21 protein-coding genes and 1 pseudogene are annotated in these 18,855 nt (G+C 64.4%); 12 read left to right on the top strand and 10 right to left on the bottom strand.

Annotation, left to right across the window (positions count from 1 at the left end; translation table 11 throughout):
• Positions 1-53: 53 nt before the first annotated feature.
• The 3 genes and pseudogenes from ACFYOW_RS21995 to ACFYOW_RS22005 form a co-directional block, all read right to left on the bottom strand.
• Positions 54-170, bottom strand: a pseudogene (locus tag ACFYOW_RS21995) (hypothetical protein); the annotation flags it as partial.
• Positions 171-249: 79 nt separating this feature from the next.
• Complete coding sequence (locus tag ACFYOW_RS22000) at positions 250-1,515, bottom strand: cytochrome P450 (RefSeq protein ID WP_387290632.1); 1,266 nt, start codon at positions 1,513-1,515, stop codon at positions 250-252.
• Positions 1,512-2,750 carry a cytochrome P450 gene (locus ACFYOW_RS22005; protein WP_387290634.1) on the bottom strand — a complete coding sequence of 413 codons (1,239 nt, stop codon included), beginning with the start codon at positions 2,748-2,750 and terminating at the stop codon, positions 1,512-1,514. Before ACFYOW_RS22005 ends, ACFYOW_RS22000 begins: the two co-directional genes overlap by 4 nt.
• 141 nt (positions 2,751-2,891) lie before the next feature.
• On the opposite strand from ACFYOW_RS22005, the gene ACFYOW_RS22010 reads away from it, so the two are divergent.
• Genes ACFYOW_RS22010 through ACFYOW_RS22035 form a run of 6 tightly spaced genes read left to right on the top strand, consistent with a single transcriptional unit; the run spans position 2,892 to position 7,950 of the window.
• A complete protein-coding gene (locus tag ACFYOW_RS22010) occupies positions 2,892-4,625 on the top strand; it encodes a fatty acyl-AMP ligase (RefSeq protein ID WP_387290636.1) in 1,734 nt (577 codons plus the stop codon).
• A gap of 24 nt (positions 4,626-4,649) precedes the next feature.
• Positions 4,650-5,438: a ferritin-like domain-containing protein gene (locus ACFYOW_RS22015; protein ID WP_387290638.1), complete on the top strand. Its 789-nt coding sequence runs from the start codon at positions 4,650-4,652 to the stop codon at positions 5,436-5,438.
• A gap of 3 nt (positions 5,439-5,441) precedes the next feature.
• Entirely contained in the window at positions 5,442-5,969 is a 528-nt protein-coding gene (locus ACFYOW_RS22020) for a PaaI family thioesterase (protein WP_387290640.1), read from the top strand.
• A complete protein-coding gene (locus tag ACFYOW_RS22025; protein ID WP_063041064.1) occupies positions 5,966-6,226 on the top strand; it encodes an acyl carrier protein in 261 nt (86 codons plus the stop codon). The genes ACFYOW_RS22020 and ACFYOW_RS22025 overlap by 4 nt, the downstream gene beginning before the upstream one ends.
• Positions 6,223-7,098 (top strand): SAM-dependent methyltransferase, encoded by an 876-nt coding sequence (locus ACFYOW_RS22030; protein WP_387290642.1) that lies wholly within the window; start codon positions 6,223-6,225, stop codon positions 7,096-7,098. Before ACFYOW_RS22025 ends, ACFYOW_RS22030 begins: the two co-directional genes overlap by 4 nt.
• 9 nt (positions 7,099-7,107) lie before the next feature.
• Complete coding sequence (locus tag ACFYOW_RS22035; RefSeq protein WP_387290644.1) at positions 7,108-7,950, top strand: acyl-ACP desaturase; 843 nt, start codon at positions 7,108-7,110, stop codon at positions 7,948-7,950.
• A gap of 44 nt (positions 7,951-7,994) precedes the next feature.
• On the opposite strand, the gene ACFYOW_RS22040 is transcribed toward ACFYOW_RS22035, so the two are convergent.
• The 4 genes from ACFYOW_RS22040 to ACFYOW_RS22055 form a co-directional block, all read right to left on the bottom strand.
• Complete coding sequence (locus tag ACFYOW_RS22040) at positions 7,995-8,462, bottom strand: PaaI family thioesterase (protein ID WP_387290646.1); 468 nt, start codon at positions 8,460-8,462, stop codon at positions 7,995-7,997.
• 106 nt (positions 8,463-8,568) lie between these two features.
• Complete coding sequence (locus ACFYOW_RS22045) at positions 8,569-9,435, bottom strand: LLM class F420-dependent oxidoreductase (protein ID WP_387290648.1); 867 nt, start codon at positions 9,433-9,435, stop codon at positions 8,569-8,571.
• 48 nt (positions 9,436-9,483) lie between these two features.
• A complete protein-coding gene (locus tag ACFYOW_RS22050) occupies positions 9,484-10,725 on the bottom strand; it encodes a cytochrome P450 (protein WP_387290650.1) in 1,242 nt (413 codons plus the stop codon).
• A gap of 94 nt (positions 10,726-10,819) precedes the next feature.
• Entirely contained in the window at positions 10,820-10,942 is a 123-nt protein-coding gene (locus tag ACFYOW_RS22055; protein ID WP_387290652.1) for a hypothetical protein, read from the bottom strand.
• A 345-nt stretch (positions 10,943-11,287) separates the two neighbouring features.
• Here ACFYOW_RS22055 and ACFYOW_RS22060 point away from each other — a divergent pair, with 345 nt between their 5' ends.
• The 4 genes from ACFYOW_RS22060 (at position 11,288) to ACFYOW_RS22075 (ending at position 13,424) form a co-directional block, all read left to right on the top strand.
• Positions 11,288-11,683: a hypothetical protein gene (locus ACFYOW_RS22060; protein WP_387290653.1), complete on the top strand. Its 396-nt coding sequence runs from the start codon at positions 11,288-11,290 to the stop codon at positions 11,681-11,683.
• Positions 11,684-12,178: 495 nt separating this feature from the next.
• The gene (locus ACFYOW_RS22065) at positions 12,179-12,589 is read left to right on the top strand and encodes a hypothetical protein (RefSeq protein WP_387290655.1); all 411 of its coding nucleotides are present in this window, start codon (positions 12,179-12,181) and stop codon (positions 12,587-12,589) included.
• A 108-nt stretch (positions 12,590-12,697) separates the two neighbouring features.
• The gene (locus tag ACFYOW_RS22070) at positions 12,698-13,084 is read left to right on the top strand and encodes a TerD family protein (RefSeq protein ID WP_387290657.1); all 387 of its coding nucleotides are present in this window, start codon (positions 12,698-12,700) and stop codon (positions 13,082-13,084) included.
• Positions 12,978-13,424 (top strand): hypothetical protein, encoded by a 447-nt coding sequence (locus tag ACFYOW_RS22075; protein ID WP_387291447.1) that lies wholly within the window; start codon positions 12,978-12,980, stop codon positions 13,422-13,424. Before ACFYOW_RS22070 ends, ACFYOW_RS22075 begins: the two co-directional genes overlap by 107 nt.
• Before the next feature lie 247 nt (positions 13,425-13,671).
• Here ACFYOW_RS22075 and ACFYOW_RS22080 read toward each other — a convergent pair whose 3' ends face one another.
• The 3 genes from ACFYOW_RS22080 to ACFYOW_RS22090 form a co-directional block, all read right to left on the bottom strand.
• The gene (locus tag ACFYOW_RS22080) at positions 13,672-13,848 is read right to left on the bottom strand and encodes a DUF6879 family protein (protein WP_387291411.1); all 177 of its coding nucleotides are present in this window, start codon (positions 13,846-13,848) and stop codon (positions 13,672-13,674) included.
• A 29-nt stretch (positions 13,849-13,877) separates the two neighbouring features.
• On the bottom strand, positions 13,878-14,486 hold the full coding sequence (locus ACFYOW_RS22085; RefSeq protein WP_387290659.1) for a hypothetical protein: 609 nt from the start codon (positions 14,484-14,486) through the stop codon (positions 13,878-13,880).
• 388 nt (positions 14,487-14,874) lie between these two features.
• Complete coding sequence (locus ACFYOW_RS22090) at positions 14,875-17,901, bottom strand: alpha-mannosidase (protein ID WP_387290661.1); 3,027 nt, start codon at positions 17,899-17,901, stop codon at positions 14,875-14,877.
• Between the two features lie 209 nt (positions 17,902-18,110).
• Between ACFYOW_RS22090 and ACFYOW_RS22095 the strand changes: the two genes are divergently transcribed.
• Together ACFYOW_RS22095 and ACFYOW_RS22100 are read left to right on the top strand one after the other, a co-directional pair.
• Entirely contained in the window at positions 18,111-18,350 is a 240-nt protein-coding gene (locus ACFYOW_RS22095) for a hypothetical protein (RefSeq protein ID WP_387290663.1), read from the top strand.
• A gap of 83 nt (positions 18,351-18,433) precedes the next feature.
• Positions 18,434-18,838 carry an SRPBCC family protein gene (locus tag ACFYOW_RS22100; RefSeq protein WP_387290665.1) on the top strand — a complete coding sequence of 135 codons (405 nt, stop codon included), beginning with the start codon at positions 18,434-18,436 and terminating at the stop codon, positions 18,836-18,838.
• Positions 18,839-18,855: the final 17 nt, after the last annotated feature.

The raw sequence follows: 18,855 nt of genomic DNA on the forward strand, positions 1-18,855 counted from the left end.
GGTACACCGCGCCGCATGGCGGTGCCGGCCACCATGTCGCGATCGAAAATGGTGACCCGGGCATAGTGCTCGGAGAGCACCCGGGCGGCGAGCAATCCGGCGATGCCCGCGCCGAGCACCACCGCGTGCCGCCGCTCGTTCATGCCTTCGCCTTCGCTGTGCCCGTTCATGACTCCGCCTCGCCGGCGCTCGGCTCCGCCATGACCGAGCGATGCCCGGCAGTGTCTTCGGTTCGCTCGCTGCGCTCGCTCACAGGGACACCGGCAGCGACACAATGCCGCGATGGATCAGGCTGGGCCGGTATTCGACGGTGTCGGTGGCGAGTTCGAGTTTCGGAGCCCGGTCGAGCAGGGTGCCGAGGGCGGCCTCCGCCTCGATTCGCGCGAGCGGCGCACCGACGCAGTAGTGGATGCCGAGGCTGAAGCCGAGATGCTTGCGCGCCGGGCGGTTTCCGGAGTAGCGGGTGACATCGAAGTTGTCGGCGTCCGGGTATACCCGATCGTCCCGGCTGGCCGAGGCGGTGAGTACGACCACGCCGTCCCCGCGGCGGAATTCGTGCTCCCCGACTGTGGTGTCGGCCAGGGCGACTCGGATGGTGAACTGGGTCGGGGCGTCGTAGCGCAGCATCTCGTCCAGCGACGGACCGATCAACTCCGGATTGTCCCGAAGCAGTTGCAGCTGAGCCGGATTGCGCAGCAGTGCGAGCATGCCGTTGCCGATCAGGTTGATCGAGGTCTCCATGCCCGCGACCAGCGTCAGCAGCGCGATTCCGATCACCTCGGGCTCGGTCAGCTGCGCACCGCTCGCGGCCGCCAGCGCGCTCAGCAGATCGGGTGTCGGATTCGCCTGCTTCTGCTGGATCAGCCGGGCGAAGTAACCCATGCACTCCATTGCCGCGCTGCCGCGTGCGGCCACCTCGTCCGGGCCGAGCAGCGAATCCGGGTCGCTGCCCCGCGCGATCGCCAGCTGCCACTCGCGGAACAGCGCGCCATCGGCTGGATCGGCGCCGAGCAGCCGGACCGGCACCATCGCGACGGCGAGGGGTACCGCGAGATCGTTGAGCACATCCAGTTCGCCACGCCGCACCGCCGCGTCGACCAGATCGCTGACCACCTGACCGGCGACCGGAACCATCTCCGCCATCAGCCGCGGTGTGAACGCCTTCGCCACCAGCTTGCGGTAGCGGCCATGCTCGGGCGGATCCATTCGGACGAAGGAACCCGGAATCGCGGCGGTGGTGTCGCGGAACGGGCTGATTCCGGCGGCGTAGCCGTGACCCCAGTCCGAGCCGGTGAGGATGGCGGCGCATTCCTCGTAGCGGGTGATCAAAGTGACCGGCACATCGCCGAATTCGTACGGGAACAGTGCGGCGGCATCGCGCACCCGACGGTATGCCGGATACGGGTCCGCGCGCTCAGTGGGATCGAAGGCATCGAACGTAATCGGAATCGCTGTACGCCCACCCGTCATCCGGCCGCCACCCCCCATGGAATCGCTCCGCGATGCTGTATTCATTTTCCCTCCAGCCGCACATGAAGTTCGGACATGCCGCGCACAACCACATTCGGCCGATACGGCGGTTCCTCGAGCAGGGTCATGGCACCGACGCGATCGGCGATGGCACGCAGCACCACCTGCATCTCCAGCCGGGCCAGCGGTGCGCCGAGGCAGTAGTGCAGGCCGAGGCCGAAGGACAAGTGCCGCTCGGCCTTTCGACCCCTGGCGTATCGCGCGATATCGAACTCGTCGGCGTCCGGGAAGGCCAGCGGGTCGCGGTTCGCGGAGGCCAACAGGACGATCACCGCATCACCGGGTGCGAAAGTCCGTCCGGAGACGGTGATCACGTCGTGCGCGGTGCGGGTGGTGAGGTGCACCGGCGCGTCGTAGCGCAGCACCTCGTCGACGGCGGATTCGCACAGTTCCGGGAATTCGCGCAGTCGCTCGAACTCCTCGGGATTGCGGATCAGCGCGAGCACCCCGTTGCCGATCAGGTTGACGGTCGTCTCGTGCCCGGCGACCACGAGAATCAGCAGCGTGCCCAGCAATTCGGTGCGGGTCAGCCGGGCGCCCGCGTCATCGGCCTGCACCAGCGCCGTGATCAGGTCGTCGCGCGGGGATTTGCGGCGCTGCTCCACCAGATCGCCGAAGAACTCCAGGAAGGCGTGCACCGCCGTGGTGCGTGCGGCCAATTCCTCGGGCGAGAGCAGCAGATCCGGATCGAGGCCGCGAGCGATGCCGGTCGAGATCTGACGCACGTGCTCATGTGCCTCGGCCGGGACGCCGAGCAGCTCACACACCATGGTGAGCGGCAGCGGATAGGCCAGCGCATCCAGCAGATCGACCTCGCCCGCGGCGAGCATCTTCGCCAGCAGATCGTCGACCAGCTGTTCGGCCCGATCCCGCATGCCGCTGACGGTGCGCGCGGTGAATGCCTTGCTGACCAGTCCGCGCAATCGGGTGTGCTCCGGCGGCTCCATCCAGAGGAACGAGCCGGGGAGTTCGACATCGCTGTCGCCGTGCAGCAGCTGTGGTTCCTCGGCGTGGCTCCAGCGCGGGTCCTGCATGATCGTCTGTGCCTCGTGGTGCCGGGTCACCAGGTGCATATCGTGCGGTCCGGGTACGAAGGGGCCCGCGTCGCGCAGCACCGCATAACTGTCATACGGATTGTGTCGCATATGCGGTGCGACGCTCTCGACGACCGCCAGCTGCACCGGGGTCGACTCCTCGACCGCGGAATGGTCGGAACTCACCGGCAACTCCTGAATGGAATGCGAAATGGACACCGGGCGAAAACAATTCCGGTCCATCGTGGTGCCGGCGCACCCGACGGTACGGCGACGATTGTCCGTTCCGATCGCGCAATAGCCCGAATACCTTATCGGGCAACGCGATTGAATGATCGCGGATGTTTATCGCAGACCGTAATTCACAATGCGTTCAAGGCGTTGTCACAATTCGCTGTTGTCGTGGCAGACATGAATTCTGCGGAATCGGTCGAAACGCTGCCGGGCCGGCTGGCCCGGATCGCGACCGAGCACCCCGAGGTGGCCGCCACATTTTGGTCGGTTTCGGAAACGCTGACCTACGCCGAACTCGACCGGCTCTCCCGCGCAGCTGCCGCAGCGCTGGTCCGGCGCGGAATACAGCGGGGCGAGCCCATTGGCATCCTGTGCCCGAATGCGCCCGAATTCCTGATCGGGCTGTTCGGTGTCGCGGCGGCCGGCGGTGCCGCGACTCCCCTGCCCCTGCCCGCCGGTTCCGCGCAGCTGAGCGGATATCCGCAGAAGCTCGCGACCATCGTGGCGGCCGCCGGGATGCGCACGGTGCTGGTGTCGCATCGCTTCGCCGATCTGGCCGCGCTGCTCGACACCGCAGTGAACATCGAATTGGTCGACACGGCAACGCTATTCACCGAGGACAGCACCCCGCTGCCCGCCATCGACGCCGACGACCTGGCCATCGTGCAGTTCACCTCCGGCAGCACCGCCACCCCCAAAGGCGTTCGCCTGACTCATCACAACGCCCTCAGCGGGCTGGCCGCGATCCGCACCGGCATCGCGCTCGACCTGACCGATCAGGGCGGGTTCTGGCTGCCGCTGTTCCACGATATGGGCCTGTTCGGCACGTTGTCGGCGATCCTGCGCGGAATTCCGGCGCACGTCTGGTCGCCGCTGGCATTCGTCAAGGATCCGGCCCGCTGGCTCGCGGAATTCGCGGCCAGTGGCACCACGATCACCGCCATGCCGAATTTCGGCTACGAAGCCCTGCTCAACGCCATCCCGGCGGACGAGGTCACCGACTACGACCTGCGGCGCTGGCGCATCGCCTTCAACGGTTCCGAACCGATCTCCCGCGATGTGGTCGAGGCGTTCTGCGAGCGTTTCGCGCCCGCCGGTTTCGCGCCCTCGACGATGTTCGGGGTGTACGGCATGGCGGAGGCCACCCTCGCCGTGGCCTTCCCACCGCTCGGGCGGGAACCGCTGTTCGAGTGGGTCGACCGCACGGCGCTCGCGGAAGATGCTCGGGCGCAGGTTGTTTCGCCCGACGCACCCGGCGCGCGTGCCGTGGCCGGTGTCGGCAAAGCCGTGGTCGATCTGCGACTGCGGATTGTGGATCTCGGCACCGGCGCGGAACTCCCGGACGGCGCGGTCGGTGAAATCCACATCCAGGGTCCCTCGGTGACCGACGGCTATTTGACCGCCGACCCGTCGAGCGTTGCGGGACTGCACACCGAAGGTTGGCTGCGCACAGGCGATCTCGGCTACCAGCGCGATGGTGAACTCTTCGTCACCGGCCGCTGCAAGGACATGATCACCGTGCGCGGGATCAACTACTACGCCCAGGATGTCGAGGCCGCCGTGCGTGACCTCGACGGCATCTACAAGGGCCGCTGCACCGCCGCAACCGACCCCGACGGCGCGGATGTCATCGCGCTGATCGCCGAATCCGAATGTACCGGCGCCGCGGCAGACGCACTCGCCCATCAGATCCGCGGCCGCATCTCCACCGAACTCGGACTTGCCGCGGTCGAGGTGTATCTCGTTGCACCACGCAGCATTCCACGCACCAGCAGCGGCAAACTGCAGCGCCTCGCCGCCCGCGACCTCATCTCCCAACGGCAATGACCTTCGACCGAACTGGAGCCTCCTGTGCACAGCTATGAAGTCTTCCGTCACTACGAGCGCCTGCATTGGCGGCTGACCGATCTGGACCTCGACGCCGTCGACCGCGCACTGGTCCGCCCCGAATACGTGACCCTGGCCAAGAGCGCGACGATGGGCGAATCCAATGTCATCGCCGCGGTGCACGGCTTCATGAACGAATTCGTCGACGACTACGACTTCTCCACCTTCGCCGTGGTGTGGGGATACCAGGAAGTGCAGCACCACTACGCTTTTCGCTCCTGGCTCGGTGCGGTCGGCGAGAGCGTGGACGAGAAGGCCGTCGACTCCATGCGCGAGCCGTACGCGCCCGGCAGCACCCCATCGGCCACCCTTGCCACCAACATCATCTCCGAACTCACGGTGAATCACATCTACCGCGCCGTCGCGAGCTGGGTGCAGGAGCCGGTGCTGAAGGGCCTGCTGCTCAATGCGAGCCGCGACGAGGCCGGACATGCCCGCGAATTCATCCACTACGCCACCAAGCGGCTGGAGCAGCGGCCCGAGGAACTGGCCTCGGTGCTGGAGACCCTCTACGTCTACAGCTCCGAGGCCAAGATCAAGCATCCGGTGAGCACCTTCAAGGCGGGCATCAGCGAACTCGGCGACCACGAGACCATCGACACCGGATTCGATCTGTTCCTCGAACAGGTCGCCGCCGAGGGTGAGCTGGAGGTGCTGCACGACAAGGTGCGTCGCACCTTCGCCAATATGACCGGCCTCGACCTGTCCTCCAATGCGAAGGTCCGCCGCGCCCTCGCCGACGCGATCGCCTAGCTCATGGAGCGACACAGCTCGGTCCAGGTGCCGTGGTCGGTGATTCCGGACTACCACTGCTTCGGCTGCTCCCCGCACAACGCGTCCGGGCTGCGGCTCGAGTTCGAACCGCATCCGGACGGCCTACAGGCCCGGTTCCGGCTCGGACGAAGCTTCGAGTCCTATCCGGGGGTTGTGCACGGCGGGCTCATCGGCGTGATCTGCGATGAGGTGATGGGCAATCTCATCGTGCTGGCCCGCCACCATCCCGCATTCACGGTCTCGCAGCGCACCCGATTCATTTCCCCGCTGCTGATCGACAGCGAATACCGCTGTGTGGCAACACTATCCGAATCGCAGCACCCGATTCAGGCGTCCGCCGAGATCCTGGATGCCGACGGCACCGTCTGCGCCACCTCCAGTGCGGCCTATCAGCGGTTCGAACTCGATGCGATCCGCCATCAACTCACCCTCCGCGACGACGAGGTCGCCCTGCTCTCGCACGCACTGACCACCGCGAATGCCCTCTCTTCGAATGGAGTTCAGCAATGACCCACACCGCCGACGACATCCTGCGCACCGTCACCGATATCGCCGCCGCCGAGACCGGCATCGCCGAGGCCGAACTGCGGCCCGACGTCGACCTGCGCGGCATGGCGGGCGTCGATTCGGTGCGCGTGCTGCGCATGGTCGCCAAGATCGAACGCACCTACGACATCGAGCTGGAGGACCAGGACGTCTTCGGTCTCTCCACGCTCGCCGATGTCGTCAAGGTGGTCGATCGGGCCCTGCACGAGGCGGCGGCATGACCGTCACCGCCGATACCAACCAGCACTACGACCTGGATCCCGATATCTTCGGCCAGTTCCTCGACCCGCTGCGCAAATACAGTTCGGCGCTGTACAACTCGCCGACTGGGGGATGGCAGCCGACGGAGTCGGCGGGGCGGGTGAATACAGTTACCCTCGAGCAGGCGCAGCGGCAGAAGTTGCGCTTCGTCGCCGATCGGCTCGGTCTGCGCGGCGGGGAACGACTGCTCGATGTCGGCTGCGGCTGGGGTTCGCTGATCCTGTTCATGGCCGAGGAATTCGGTTGCGACACAATGGGAGTCAGCCCGGCACCGCGCCAGCACGAGTACATTGCCGAGCAGGCCGTCGCGCGTGGTGTCACCGAGCGGGTGCACACCAAGGTCGGACACTTCGAAGAGCTCGACCTGCCGGTGCGCAGCTTCGACGCGGTGACGCTGCTCGGCTCGATCGTGCACATGCCCGACCTCGGTGCGGTCTTCCGGCGTGCACGGGCGGTGCTGCGGCGTGGTGGCGCACTCTATGTCTCGGAAAGCTGTTTCCGAAATGCCTCCGCCCGCAATGCCTTCGACACCCGCGTCGGCACCGAATTCGTCCGCGAGGACATTTTCGGCTGGGGCGATCTGCGCCCACTGTCGGAGCTGCTGACCGCCGCCGAGGACGCCGGTTTCTCGATCATCGCGGTGGACGACCTCACCGAGCACTACCGCCGCACCATCGATGACTGGATCGCCAATGTCGACGCGGCCGCCGAGCGCATCGACGCGCACGGCCCCGGGCTGGCCGCGAAGCTGCGGCACTACCTGGAGATCGCCAATGCCGGATGGGGTTATACGACCAAGCATTACGCGCTGACCTGTCGCAATGCCCGGTAGGAGACGCAGATGAAGATGGAGTCAGCTCTGATTCCGGTCGACGAGGTGGCCGCCGCGGTCGACGGCTTCCTCGCCGCCTCTCCGGCCATGCGGGCCTGGGATGTGGAGACCGCCTTCGACTGGTCGCTGGCCGATGCGGGCCGGCTCACCGAGGGGCAGCGCTCGGCGGTGCAGTTCGTCACCCTCATCGAGGATCATCTGCCCGGTTATTTCGATGTGTACCACCGGCATTTCCCGGTGGACGACACCGTGGACCGGGCCACCTTCGTCCACAACCGCGAGCTATACCACTTCACCGTGCGGTGGGCGCTGGAGGAGGATACCCACGCACGCGCGCTCACCCGATACCAGGAAGCATCCGGTATCGCTGAACGCGGTTCTCTCCGTGAAGAATTGGCGATCGAAGGACAGAAGCCGTTCGATCTGCCCTACGACCATCCGGTGCAGTTCTTCGCCTATGCGCTGGTGCAGGAGAAGGCGACCCAGATGTACTACCAGCACCTGCGCGATGTGGTCGACGACCCGATCCTCGCGGCGGTGCTGGGCCGGTTATCCCGTGACGAGGCACGGCATTTCAGCTTCATGGCCGATGTGGTCGGGCGCTATCTGCGGGTGCAGGGCGATGCGACCGTGGAGCCGATCCGCGATGTCATCGCCAATTTCCGCATGCCACTGGCCGATACCATGCGCGGCTACTGGCGGTGGGCGCTGAAGATCGCCGATGTGGCCTCCTACGACCACACCGAAGCCTATGAGCATCTGGTGAAGGTGATCGACCGGACGGTGGATGCCAGATCCGACCGGCTCGACGAATTGGTTCGTTTCATCGGCGAGTGCAACGCGCTGGCCTGACAAATAGCCCTGCCTCCACATGTTCGGAGGCAGGGCTATTTATTTCACTGCTCCGGATTCAGCACCAGAATCGTGGTCGAGCCATGCGCGATCAACTTGCCGTTCGCATCCACGATCCGCCCCTCCGCTGTCGCGGTGCGGCGTCCGACGTGAATCGCATTGGCCTCACATGTGAGCCGCGATCCGTCCAATGTCACCGACCGAATGAAATTCACCTTCAGCTCCAACGTCGTATAGGCCACGCCGTCACCGAGTTTCGTGAATACCGCACTGCCCATCGCGGTGTCCATGAGCGTCGCGATCACCCCGCCGTGCACCGTGAACATGGCGTTGATGGTGGCCGGATTCGGATCGAGGTAGTACCGGGTGTACCCGTCCCCCGCCGTCTCCAGCCGAATCCCCAGCGACGCGCCGACCCCCAGATTCTCCTGCAGCCCCCGCTCGAATACCGCCGTCAATTCCTCGACGCGGGTGGTGACGGTCCCATTGCTGTGAGTATCGATGCTGGTCATGGCCTCTTCCTCCCTGGCGAACAATGCCATCCCATTCGACCAGCGCCCGGTGAACTCCACCTGGCCACGACCCACTGCATATCCAGCTTCGATCGGCTGATCGAAATCAGAGGTCGGCGACTGTGCGCACCAATTCGCCGATCTGCTCGAAGTCCTCGTCCACGAACGGGCCGGAGCGGCCGAGTACGACGTGCTGGATGCCCACATCCGCAAAGCGGGCGAACGAATCCGCCTGCTCGGCAACCGATTTATCCGGGTACCAGTACGCGACCATGGTCTTTTCGATGTCCTCGTACGGACGGCCGACGGCTTCGCAATGTCCGTGCAGGACTTCGAGTTTGGCCGCGACGGTCTCGGCGGATTCACCGAACAGATTGCAGGCGTCGGCGTATTGCGCGACCAAGCGCAGTGTCTTTCGCTCGCCTTGGCCGCCGATCATGATGGGCGGATGCGGGCGGGTCAGCGCGTTGGGAACATTGAGCGGGCGTTCGAGCGTGTAATGCCGTCCGTGGAAAGGCTTTTCGGAGCCCGCCCACATCTGCTTCGCGATCCGCAGGGTTTCCTCCAGGCGCTCGTATCGCTCGGAGGTCGGCGGGAAGAACAGGCCGAGACCCGCGGCTTCGTCGCCATTCCAGGCCGCGCCTATGCCGAGCCAGGCGCGGCCACCGGATAGCACATCGAGGGTCGTGACGCTCTTGACCAGCAGACCCGGATCCCGATAGCTGACGGCGGTGACCAGAGCGCCGAACCGAATTCGCTCGGTCCGCGCCGCGATATACCCCAGCGCGGCGTAGGCCTCGAGCATGTCGTGTTCCGCCGGGCCGTTCGAACCGATCTGGAACAGATGATCCATGACGAATACCGAGTCGAGCCCGGACTGATCAGCGGCCCGCACGATCCGGTCGACTCGCGGGCCGATCGCACCCGGTGAATCCGGCCAGGTGAAGTCGGCGAGGGAAATACTCAGTCGCATGAGCCGAGCCTGGCACAACCGGCACACGCCGGGGAGGCACCGTCAGTCCTAGGACAAAAGCGGAGGCGCTGGTGGGAAGGCGATCGGGAGTGCGGTGAGTGCGCGATGAAAGGGGCCCGGCCGCCAGGTCAGCTGGTCGGGGGGCACCGCGAGGCGGATCTCGGGTAAGGCGTCGAGTAGTTGGTCGATGGCGTCCTGGGCGATCATGTAGGCCATCGAATTCGCAGGACATACGTGTGGTCCGGCGCCCCAGGCCAGATGGGAGCGATTGCCCGCGTACTGATTCGCGACGATCGCCGGATCGGTGTTGCAGGCGGCGATGCTGATGACGACCGGCTGGTGGGCGGGTAGCCAGACATCGTCGATCAGGATCGGCTGGCGCGGAAATGTGATGCAGAAGTTCGCCATCGGCGGATTGTTGAACAACACCTCGTCGAGCGCGTCCCTGGTCGACATGGTGCCGCCGAGCACGCTGCCGCCGAACCGCTCGTCGGTGAGAATCAGCAGCAGGGCATTGACGATCAGATTCTGCTGCGGTTCGATGCCCGCGCCGTACAGCGTGCCCAACTGGTGCACCATCTCGGTATCGCTCAGCGCCGCCGGATGCCGCAGCATTCGGGTGGTGATGTCGTCGCCGGGCTCGACGCGCTTGAGCTGGGTCAATTCCAGCATCGCCCCGACGAGCAACTGGTTGCCGTGCTCGGCATCGATGCCCTCGAAGATCGCGGCCATACCGGTCGCGGCCTGCTGCGCGATATCGTCCGGGCACCCGAGCATGGCGTTGAGCACCGTGAAGGCGAGCGGAAACGCGTACTGGCGCACCAGATCGGCCGACCCGTCGCCGCAGAACGAATTGATCAGCGGAACAGCGAGTTTCGCCACCGTATCGTGCAGGTGGTACTGATCGACCTTCTCCAGGCCCGCGACATTGGCCTGCCGATACCTGGCGTGCGCTTCACCGGCATTGCGCAGGGCATTCGGTCGCCACTGCATCATCGGCAGCACCGGGCAGTCCGCGGCCACACTCTGCTGCCAGGTGCGCGGATCGGCCGGAAAATGATCCGGATCATTGAGGATCTGCAACGCCGAGTAATAGCCGACCACCAATGTGGCGGGCACCCCCGGCGCCAGATCCACCGGCACCAGCGCCCCGTACCGCTCCCGCATATCCCGATATGCCCGATGCGGATCCGCCGCGAATTCCGGCGTGTACAACGCCACCCGCGGCCCATCCGTGTCGATCGGCGAAGTGAACGGTGCACGGCTGTGCGCCGAAGACGGCAACGTCATCGAGAAAACTCCAGGCAATCGAAATACAAGCCCTGTGAGCCTATGCACCGACCCATCGCCACGCACCTCGAACGCCGATAACACCCGCACATGCTCAGACGAATTCGACCGAATCGATGCGCCAGTCCCGGCCGGAGCGCTGCAGAGTCACCTTGGCGGTGAGATCGATGCTGTCGACAACGGTGCCGTCGGGCGCTTTGACATCCTGGGTGATCATCGCCAGCCGATCGATCCGTCGTCGGCCGCACCTCCGCGGCCTGCCGTCAGCTCGCCTCCAGCGCCCGCGCCGAATCGACACCTCGCGGGGCCCGTCGACCGCCGAGCACGCCGACGTGGTCCGGGACTTCAAGCGAGCCTGGGAGACAAGCGATATCGAGGCCCCTGATCGGCCTTCGACCCGTCCGCGTCGGCCGACGGCGGCGGCCTCATCCAGGGATAGACCAGGCTCCGTTGACATACCTCGCTCTCTAAAATACCTTTGCTTACAAAGCAAATATGTCGAACCTGCACCCCAATAGTCCCACGCAACCGCGCGGGTCTCACGCTCCACAGAGGAGAACCAATGTCCGAACCAGTCGTACGGCCCAGGGCACTGACCATCGGATTGCATCCACAAGCCATGGACTACAACCGCTTCCCCGACCTGGACGAGGCACAACTGACCGCCAGGATCGGCGCCGCGAACGATGCCCTGCGGGACACCGAATTCGATATCACCCCATACCTGGTCGGCGCATCACCCGACGAAGCCGAAACCGAAATCCGAACCCTGCTCGCCAACCAGCGATTCGACCTCGTCATGATCGGCGGTGCGATACGAGCCCTCCCCGACCACACCCTGCTGTTCGAGCACATCATCAACGCCGTAGTCGAGGCGGCCCCGGGAATTCGATTCTGCTTCAACACTTCCCCCGAGACCACCCTCGACGCCCTCCGCCGAGCATCCGCATCCATGTGAACTCCGCCTGGTCGGAATGACCATGCTCGGGCGACACCTGCTGGAGACCGGCCAACTACGCGACGACATCGATCTCGATGAGGTCCGCGACCTCCTCTGAAACTACTTCGCCATCGACACCTACGAACGGCTTGTGCTCGCCAGGGGGTGGGTCCCTCGACCGGTATGCGGACTGGGTCGCTCGCACGATCATCGCCGCGATCACCTGACACCGAAGCGCTCTGACTGCACGATGGGGCAATCCGCCGTTATCCACCGACTCGCTGCACGGCAGTACACCCGGCCGCCCTCAGCGCAAGAGTGGATCAGTTTTGCCGAATAGCCTGTGCAAGAACAAGACTCGACGCTGTACCGGCGGGTCGGCAACAGCACTTCCTCCAGAAGCTTCGATCAGTGAGCATGAACAAGACAACTCGAGCGGTATCAGGACTGTGTGCACTGGCGGCTGTTGTCACAGCCACAACCGGATGCAGGCTCCCGTTCGGCGGTGAGAGCGTGACGGTTCAAGCCGAGAATTTTGCTCTGGCAGCGGCATTCGATCGAGTGCAGGATGCGCATGGCAGCGCGCGACTCGGCGATATCGTCGCCGAGTCCGGAGTAGGCATCGGCGAATGGGATCGGATGTACAGCTTCTACTCCCCGAATACAGAGGACAAGGTCAATGCCGTCCTCGGCACCACGGACCTCAATTGGAAGGGACTGGCGCAGGGCTCGGATTCTGCGATGCAGGTCTTCATGCGCGGCGGCAAGGTCGTTTACGCATTCGACGACAAACTGCCGCGCCACAGTGTGGGCACCCACAAGTACGCGACGCCCGATTCTCTTGTGCAGGCGAGACAAGAGCAGGACCGCGGACCCATGTCCCGTGGCACGGTGTGGGTGCTGGACATACAGCAATTCTCCTAGCAACAAGGACCGGTAACGGGAGCACGGACCTGCTGCGCAGACGCCCCGATAACCGGCCATCCTTGGGTCGCCAGCCGATTCGGTAGGACGTACCGAGGGAGGGCAGCCATGGAATTGGTCAAGGGTGCGAATGCGCCGATTGCTGCGGGTGAGGTCCGGGTCGCGGTAGTTGCTGCGGCGGCGGTGGATGTGGCGGCGCTGCTGCTCACGCCCGCCGGGAAAGTTCGCTCCGACAGTGATTTCGTCTTCTACAACCAGCCGACCGCGCCTGGCGTGGAGGTGCATCCTCCGGACGCCATCCGCATTGTCCCGGGCGCGGTGCCCGGCGATATCGTGCTCCTCGTCGCCGCCCGCTGCGACGCCCGTGTCGTCTCAGGCTCAACCGACGATGACGCAGGGACAGGTGTGCGATGTTCTGAAGAACTTCTTCACAACCGAATTGCACGCCGTCGAAGTGCGAGCCATCCCAATCGTCTCGACAGACCTCGTCCTTAGGTTCAGCGGAGGGTGCTCGCTTGCCCAGGGGCAGAACCCGATTGGGAATTACACGATGCAAAACGCACCGGACGATGCGGACCCAACATGGGGCCGCCGTGGATTCGTGAAACAGCCAGAGCCGGGCGAGGCAATATGGGTGTACGACCTGCGAACAGATCAAGGGACCCGTTCGAACACGGTACGGTTCGCTACCCGAATCAACAAGTGGAACGCAATTCTCGAGATCTGGGATACCGAAACCCGGACGGATAAGGGCGACCTCCACCTGACAGACGACGACAAACCCAAATCCGTTCAATTCCTAACCGAGCTGACCAAAAAATTTGCGGTCGATTGATAGCCGGTCCGGTGAGCACCAAGCGACGGTACGGGGAACTGTCGGGACCTATCCTCGATTTTCTCGTAGGTGGTGTGCCGGCCCGGTCGGGTTCGGATTGGGTTTTCGCTGCTGATCGGCAGCGTATGGGCAAACGTGGGTGGCCCGGTCTGCGGGTTGGCTGCCGGGTTCCACGGGCTCGGAGTGGTCCTTTCGGTGTGTGGGGCCCTGGTCCGCGCGAACCTCTATCCGGTGTCAATTTCACCGATCAATGATGTCGCAGTTCACCGGCAGGAGCGACGACACTCACGGCATCTCCGACACCGAAGACGGTCGCCGGCGCCCAGACCGATTCGAATGCCGCGCGGCACCGGGCAACCACCCCCGCATCCTCGATCTGCTGGTTGCCGAACCATTGGCCGTCACCAGCGAAGTGGTTGAACAGGGCTCGTAGGCTATTTCACCTGCCCGTGATCACGGCTGGCCGGTGGCGAGTGCCTGTACGGCGTCGAGGAACTCCGGGCCGCCCATGACGTATCCGCCGACGGTTCCACCGATCAGCACACCCGCGGGGATGCTGATCCCCCATATCAGGGGCAAGCACGCTCCGAGGATGCCGCCCACGATGGCACCGCCGACGACGCCAGGCAGGTTCTTGTTGATCTGCTCCTTGAGCCGGTCGTAGGAGCTGATGTCCTTCAGTTGCGCAATATCTTCTGCCGTCGGGGTCGGTGTCAGCGTCAGGGTGCGGCCGTCCGCACCGATGTGCTGCGCAATCGCGATTGAACGCCCATCGACGGCGTACCACTTCGGCACTTCGGTCACCGCCGCTCCGTCACCGGACTCGAGCACCACCGCACCGTTCTGCGCGATCTCGAACTTGCCATTCTCGACGGTGGCGATAACGACCCTGTCGACTGGCGAAACGGTGATCTGGTAGTTGATTCCATGATCCACACCGGAAGTCGTGTCCCCCGCAGTCGGCTGCTCCGTCACGGCCGGCTCTGCATGGGCGGTTGCCGCAGTGATACCCACGGCCGAGACGGCCATGAAAACGGCAGCAGTGATTTTCTCGAACTTCATTCTTCGAATCCCTCCACTCAACTGCCCCTGATGGGCGGACCGAGTCAGACCTTAGGCGTCGAATTCAATGGTGTGTGGTACGCCACACACAGCAGTCGACAGATTTGACGACAGCAGCGACGACACTCACACCTCGCCGATGCCGAAGACGGGCGAAACCCGTTGGACATCGGTCGGGTTCGAGCCTGCGCATCCAACTCCACGATGGGGCAGCTTCCCGTTCCCTATCGGCTCGCCGCGCGGGCGTACTGCGGGGACCACAGTCGTACGACGCTACAGCAATTTTCCCAGTTGACTCGCGCGCACCTACCTACTCCATGCTGGTCGAACGATCACCATGCGTTCGTGGCTGCATCGGCCGATAGTCGCCGACACCAGCGCATGATGGTCAGCGGTCCAGTTGCGGGCGGGCGAACCGGAGGGTGAGGAGTTGGAAAGGTCGCAGCCGCAAGCGGACTCCTGTGCCCTTCGCAGTCGCGGAGGTGTCTGCTGGTAGGGGGCGTTCCAGTAGATCGCAGGTTTGGAATCCGGCGTTGTCGAAGCCTGCGGTTACCAGTGCCGAGGCTCGGCCGCCGTGGGCCTCGTAGACGCGGAGCACGACGTCGCCGCTCCCGTCGTCCGCGAGTTTGACGGCGCTGGTCACGACGGCGTCGTTGTCGATGATGAACAGTGGCGCAACGGGTTCGGCGACACCGGGTCGCGAGGTAGTGAGGTTGATGCGGTATCCCGCACGCACCGCATCCGCGATCGAAGCGCCGGGGAGCAGTGCGTGCCGGAAGTGGTGCGTACCGTGGTCGGTCTCCGGGTCCGGAAATCGCGGTGCCCGCAGCAGCGAATACCGGAATGTTGTCGTCGTTGCGCCATCGGCTCGAACGGTGCGGGTAACGTCGTGGCCGTAGGTGGAGTCGTTGACGACCGCCACACCCCAGCCGGGCTCGGCGAAGTGGACGAACCGGTGATTGCAAGCCTCGAACTTCGCGTATTCCCAACTGGTGTTGGTGTGGGTAGGTCGGAAGACGTGCCCGAACTGGGTTTCGGACGCATAGCGGTCGGCGTGGATGTCCAGGGGGAAGGCAAGTTTGAGGAATTTCTCGGTCTCGTACCAGTCGACGGTGGTGTCGATATCCAGACCGCGCGCACCCGGCCGCAGTGTCAGCGTCTGCTCGACCTTGGACGACCCGAATGAGCGGCCGATCCGCACCGCCGCTTCTTCTTTCGAATCTGACACTGCCGCAACGAATTCCGCCTCCGTCAGGTCGGTGACCCGATTTCGGTAGAAGAGATCGACATCCCAAGCGTCCCAAGAGTTCGGGAAATCCGGGTGTAGCTGTAGGAGATTCGCGACCGAACCTGGTGGCAGCGTTTCGCGCTGATGCTCGAGGTCGAACACCGATGCGACGAGCCCGCGGGCGTCAACTTCTACTCGCAACAGACCGTTGTCGAGGACGAACCCACCACCCGCACGCTCGACCACCGAGCATGAATCACCCGAATCCACCGGAGCAGCCGCACCGGCTGGAACCGTTCGCCAAGTATGCGGGGTCGGGTTGAAGATATTCGGTCCCACCCGCTCACCACCGAGCACCCATTGCGCCCGCTCGATAATCGTTGTCAACTCCTCAGCCACCGCCGCATACGTCTGCTCCGCCTCACGGTGCACCCATGCGATCGACGAGCCGGGCAAGATGTCGTGAAACTGGTTCAGCAGCACCATCTTCCAGATTCGGTCCAACGCCGCGTACGGATACTCGAAGTTCTTCCGCACCGCAGCGGTGGCGGCCCACAGCTCGGCCTCCCGCAGCAGGTGCTCACTGCGGCGGTTGCCCTGTTTGGTCTTCGCCTGACTCGTCAACGTGCCACGGTGCAGCTCCAGATACAGCTCGCCCACCCACACCGGCGGGTTCTCGTACTCGGTCTCGGCCTTGGCGAAAAAGCCGGATGGGGAGTCCCACACCACTTTCGGCGAACCCTCGAGATCGGCCATCCTGGCGGCCTTCGCGATCATCTCCCGCGTCGTGCCGCCGCCACCGTCACCCCAGCCGGTCGGCGCGAGCGATATCGACGCACGGCCCTTCTCCTTGAAATTCCGTGCGGCATGGGCGATCTCACGACCGTGCATCGAACAGTTGTAGGTATCGACCGGCGGAAAATGGGTGAAGATCCGGGTTCCGTCGATCCCCTCCCACAAGAAGGTATGGTGCGGAAACTGGTTAATCTGGCTCCACGAAATCTTCTGTGTCAGTAGCCATTTCGAACCGGCCGCCTTGATGATCTGCGGCAGTCCGGCGGCGAACCCGAAGGTATCGGGCAGCCAGGCCTCTTCGTTCTCCACACCGAATTCCGTCAGAAAGAACCGCTTACCGTGCACGAACTGCCGCGCCATCGCTTCCGAGCCCGGCATATTCGTATCCGCCTCGACCCACATCCCGCCGGTCGGCACGAACCGCCCCTCCGATACCGCCTGCTCGACCCGCGCGTAGACCTCGGGACGGTGCTGCTTGATGAAGTCGAACTGCGCGGCCTGGGACATCGCAAAGATGAATTCGGGCTCCTCGGCCAGGAGGGCGGTCATATTCGAGGTCGTACGCGCGACCTTGCGCACCGTCTCGCGCAGCGGCCACAGCCACGCCGTATCGATATGCGCGTGCCCCACCGCGGAAATCGTGTGCGCGGACGGCACCGCGGGCTTGGCCAGCACATCGACCAGGCATTCGCGCGCCGCCGCAGCGGTGGCGTTCACATCCCGCAGATCGACGGCGTCGAGCGCGCGCTCGATCGCACGCACGATGTCGTAGCGGCGGGCAGGTCCCTCGGGCATCTCGTGCATCAGCTCACCCAGGACCTCCAGATCCTGCACCAGGTGCCAGACCTCGTCGTCGAAAACCGCGAGATCCATTCGGCCCAGCCGATATTGCGGCTCGTCACCAGCAGTGAGCTTGTCACCGAGAGCGTTCGGCGAGAAGAAGGGGATGATCGGGTTCGAAGCCGCCTCGACATGCAGCAGTACATGCTCGCCACCGACCGCCGGGGACGCCACCCGCACCCACTGGTTACGCGGGTGCAGCCCCTTCACCGGCGATCCGTCCGACCGATAGACCAGACCCTCGCACTGGAAGCCCGTCATATTCCGGTCGAAGCCGAGATCGATGATCGCCTCGACAGTTTTGCCCGCCCACTCGGCAGGCACCGTGCCCTCGACCGTGAACCAGCTGGTTCCCCATGGCGCGCCCCACCTGACACCGGATTCGATGGGCGTCCGGGGCGCGGCCAATCCCTCGGCAACCGGCACCGGCTCATCCGGCGCAACCCAGACCGATGCCCGCAGCGGCACCGACTCCGGATAGATCGCGGGAACGATCCGCTCTGTGAGGACCCGCCCGAGGCGGTCTTCGATCAACCGACGGTCATCGTGCACAGCGCTGGCTCCCATCGGCCCGGAGGAGTGATCACCGACCGCCCCATTGTCCGACAGCACAGTGAATTCCGGGTGATACCAGCCCCTTTCATCATTCCATCATTTGATGTACCGTTATTTAACGGCTCAATAGATGCGGTTTTTTCAATCGGCGGACCGGACTTCGGTGACGCCGACGGACATGCAGCTGTGCGCGCTCGGGAGGCGAAATGCTCAGTCTGGAAGGTCGACTGGCCCAACTCATCAAGGAAGCAAGAAACCTGGGCACCAGGGCGACTGTTGAGACGGTAGGTGACTTGCAATCCGCCCTCGGCTCCCTGGACCAGGAACTCGAGAGCACGGCCCCCAACGCCGGGCAGCGCCGTCAACTCGGCAGACTGCGCCGAGAAGCGGGCCTGCTTCTGGCCGATGCTCGCGCCCGAGCTGTTCTTGCCCGCGATTTCGGGTGAACTCCCAGCACGGCGACCCGATCAATCCGTGACTCGTAGCACTGTGTGTCGATCACGCCCCGAGATGGGGAAGACTCGACCCCGTGGCCACCATCCGCACCGAAATCGTCATCGATGCTTCCCCACAACATATTTGGGATGTGGTACGTGATGTCGGGGCCGTGCACAAACGCCTGCTCCCCGGCCGAGTCGCCGACACCCGCATCCAGGGCGTCGAACGTTTCCTCACATTTCCCGACGGCCACATAATTCGGGAACTGATCATCTCCATCGACGACGAAACCCGCCGAATGGCCTACTCCGTCGCGGATGGCGCCAGGCCATCCCTGGACTACCACCACGCATCCTTCGAGGTCCGAAGCGAAGGTGAGCACGGCCGCCTGATCTGGATAACCGACGTCCTACCCGACACCATCGCCCCCGAAATTCGAATCCGCACCGAGTACGGCATCAAGGAAATGAAACAGGCAATAGAAGCATCGGTGTAAGCACCTCGATGTCCTTG

Origin of the sequence: Nocardia sp. NPDC006982, from assembly GCF_042869435.1 — a bacterium.
Lineage (GTDB): Bacteria > Actinomycetota > Actinomycetes > Mycobacteriales > Mycobacteriaceae > Nocardia.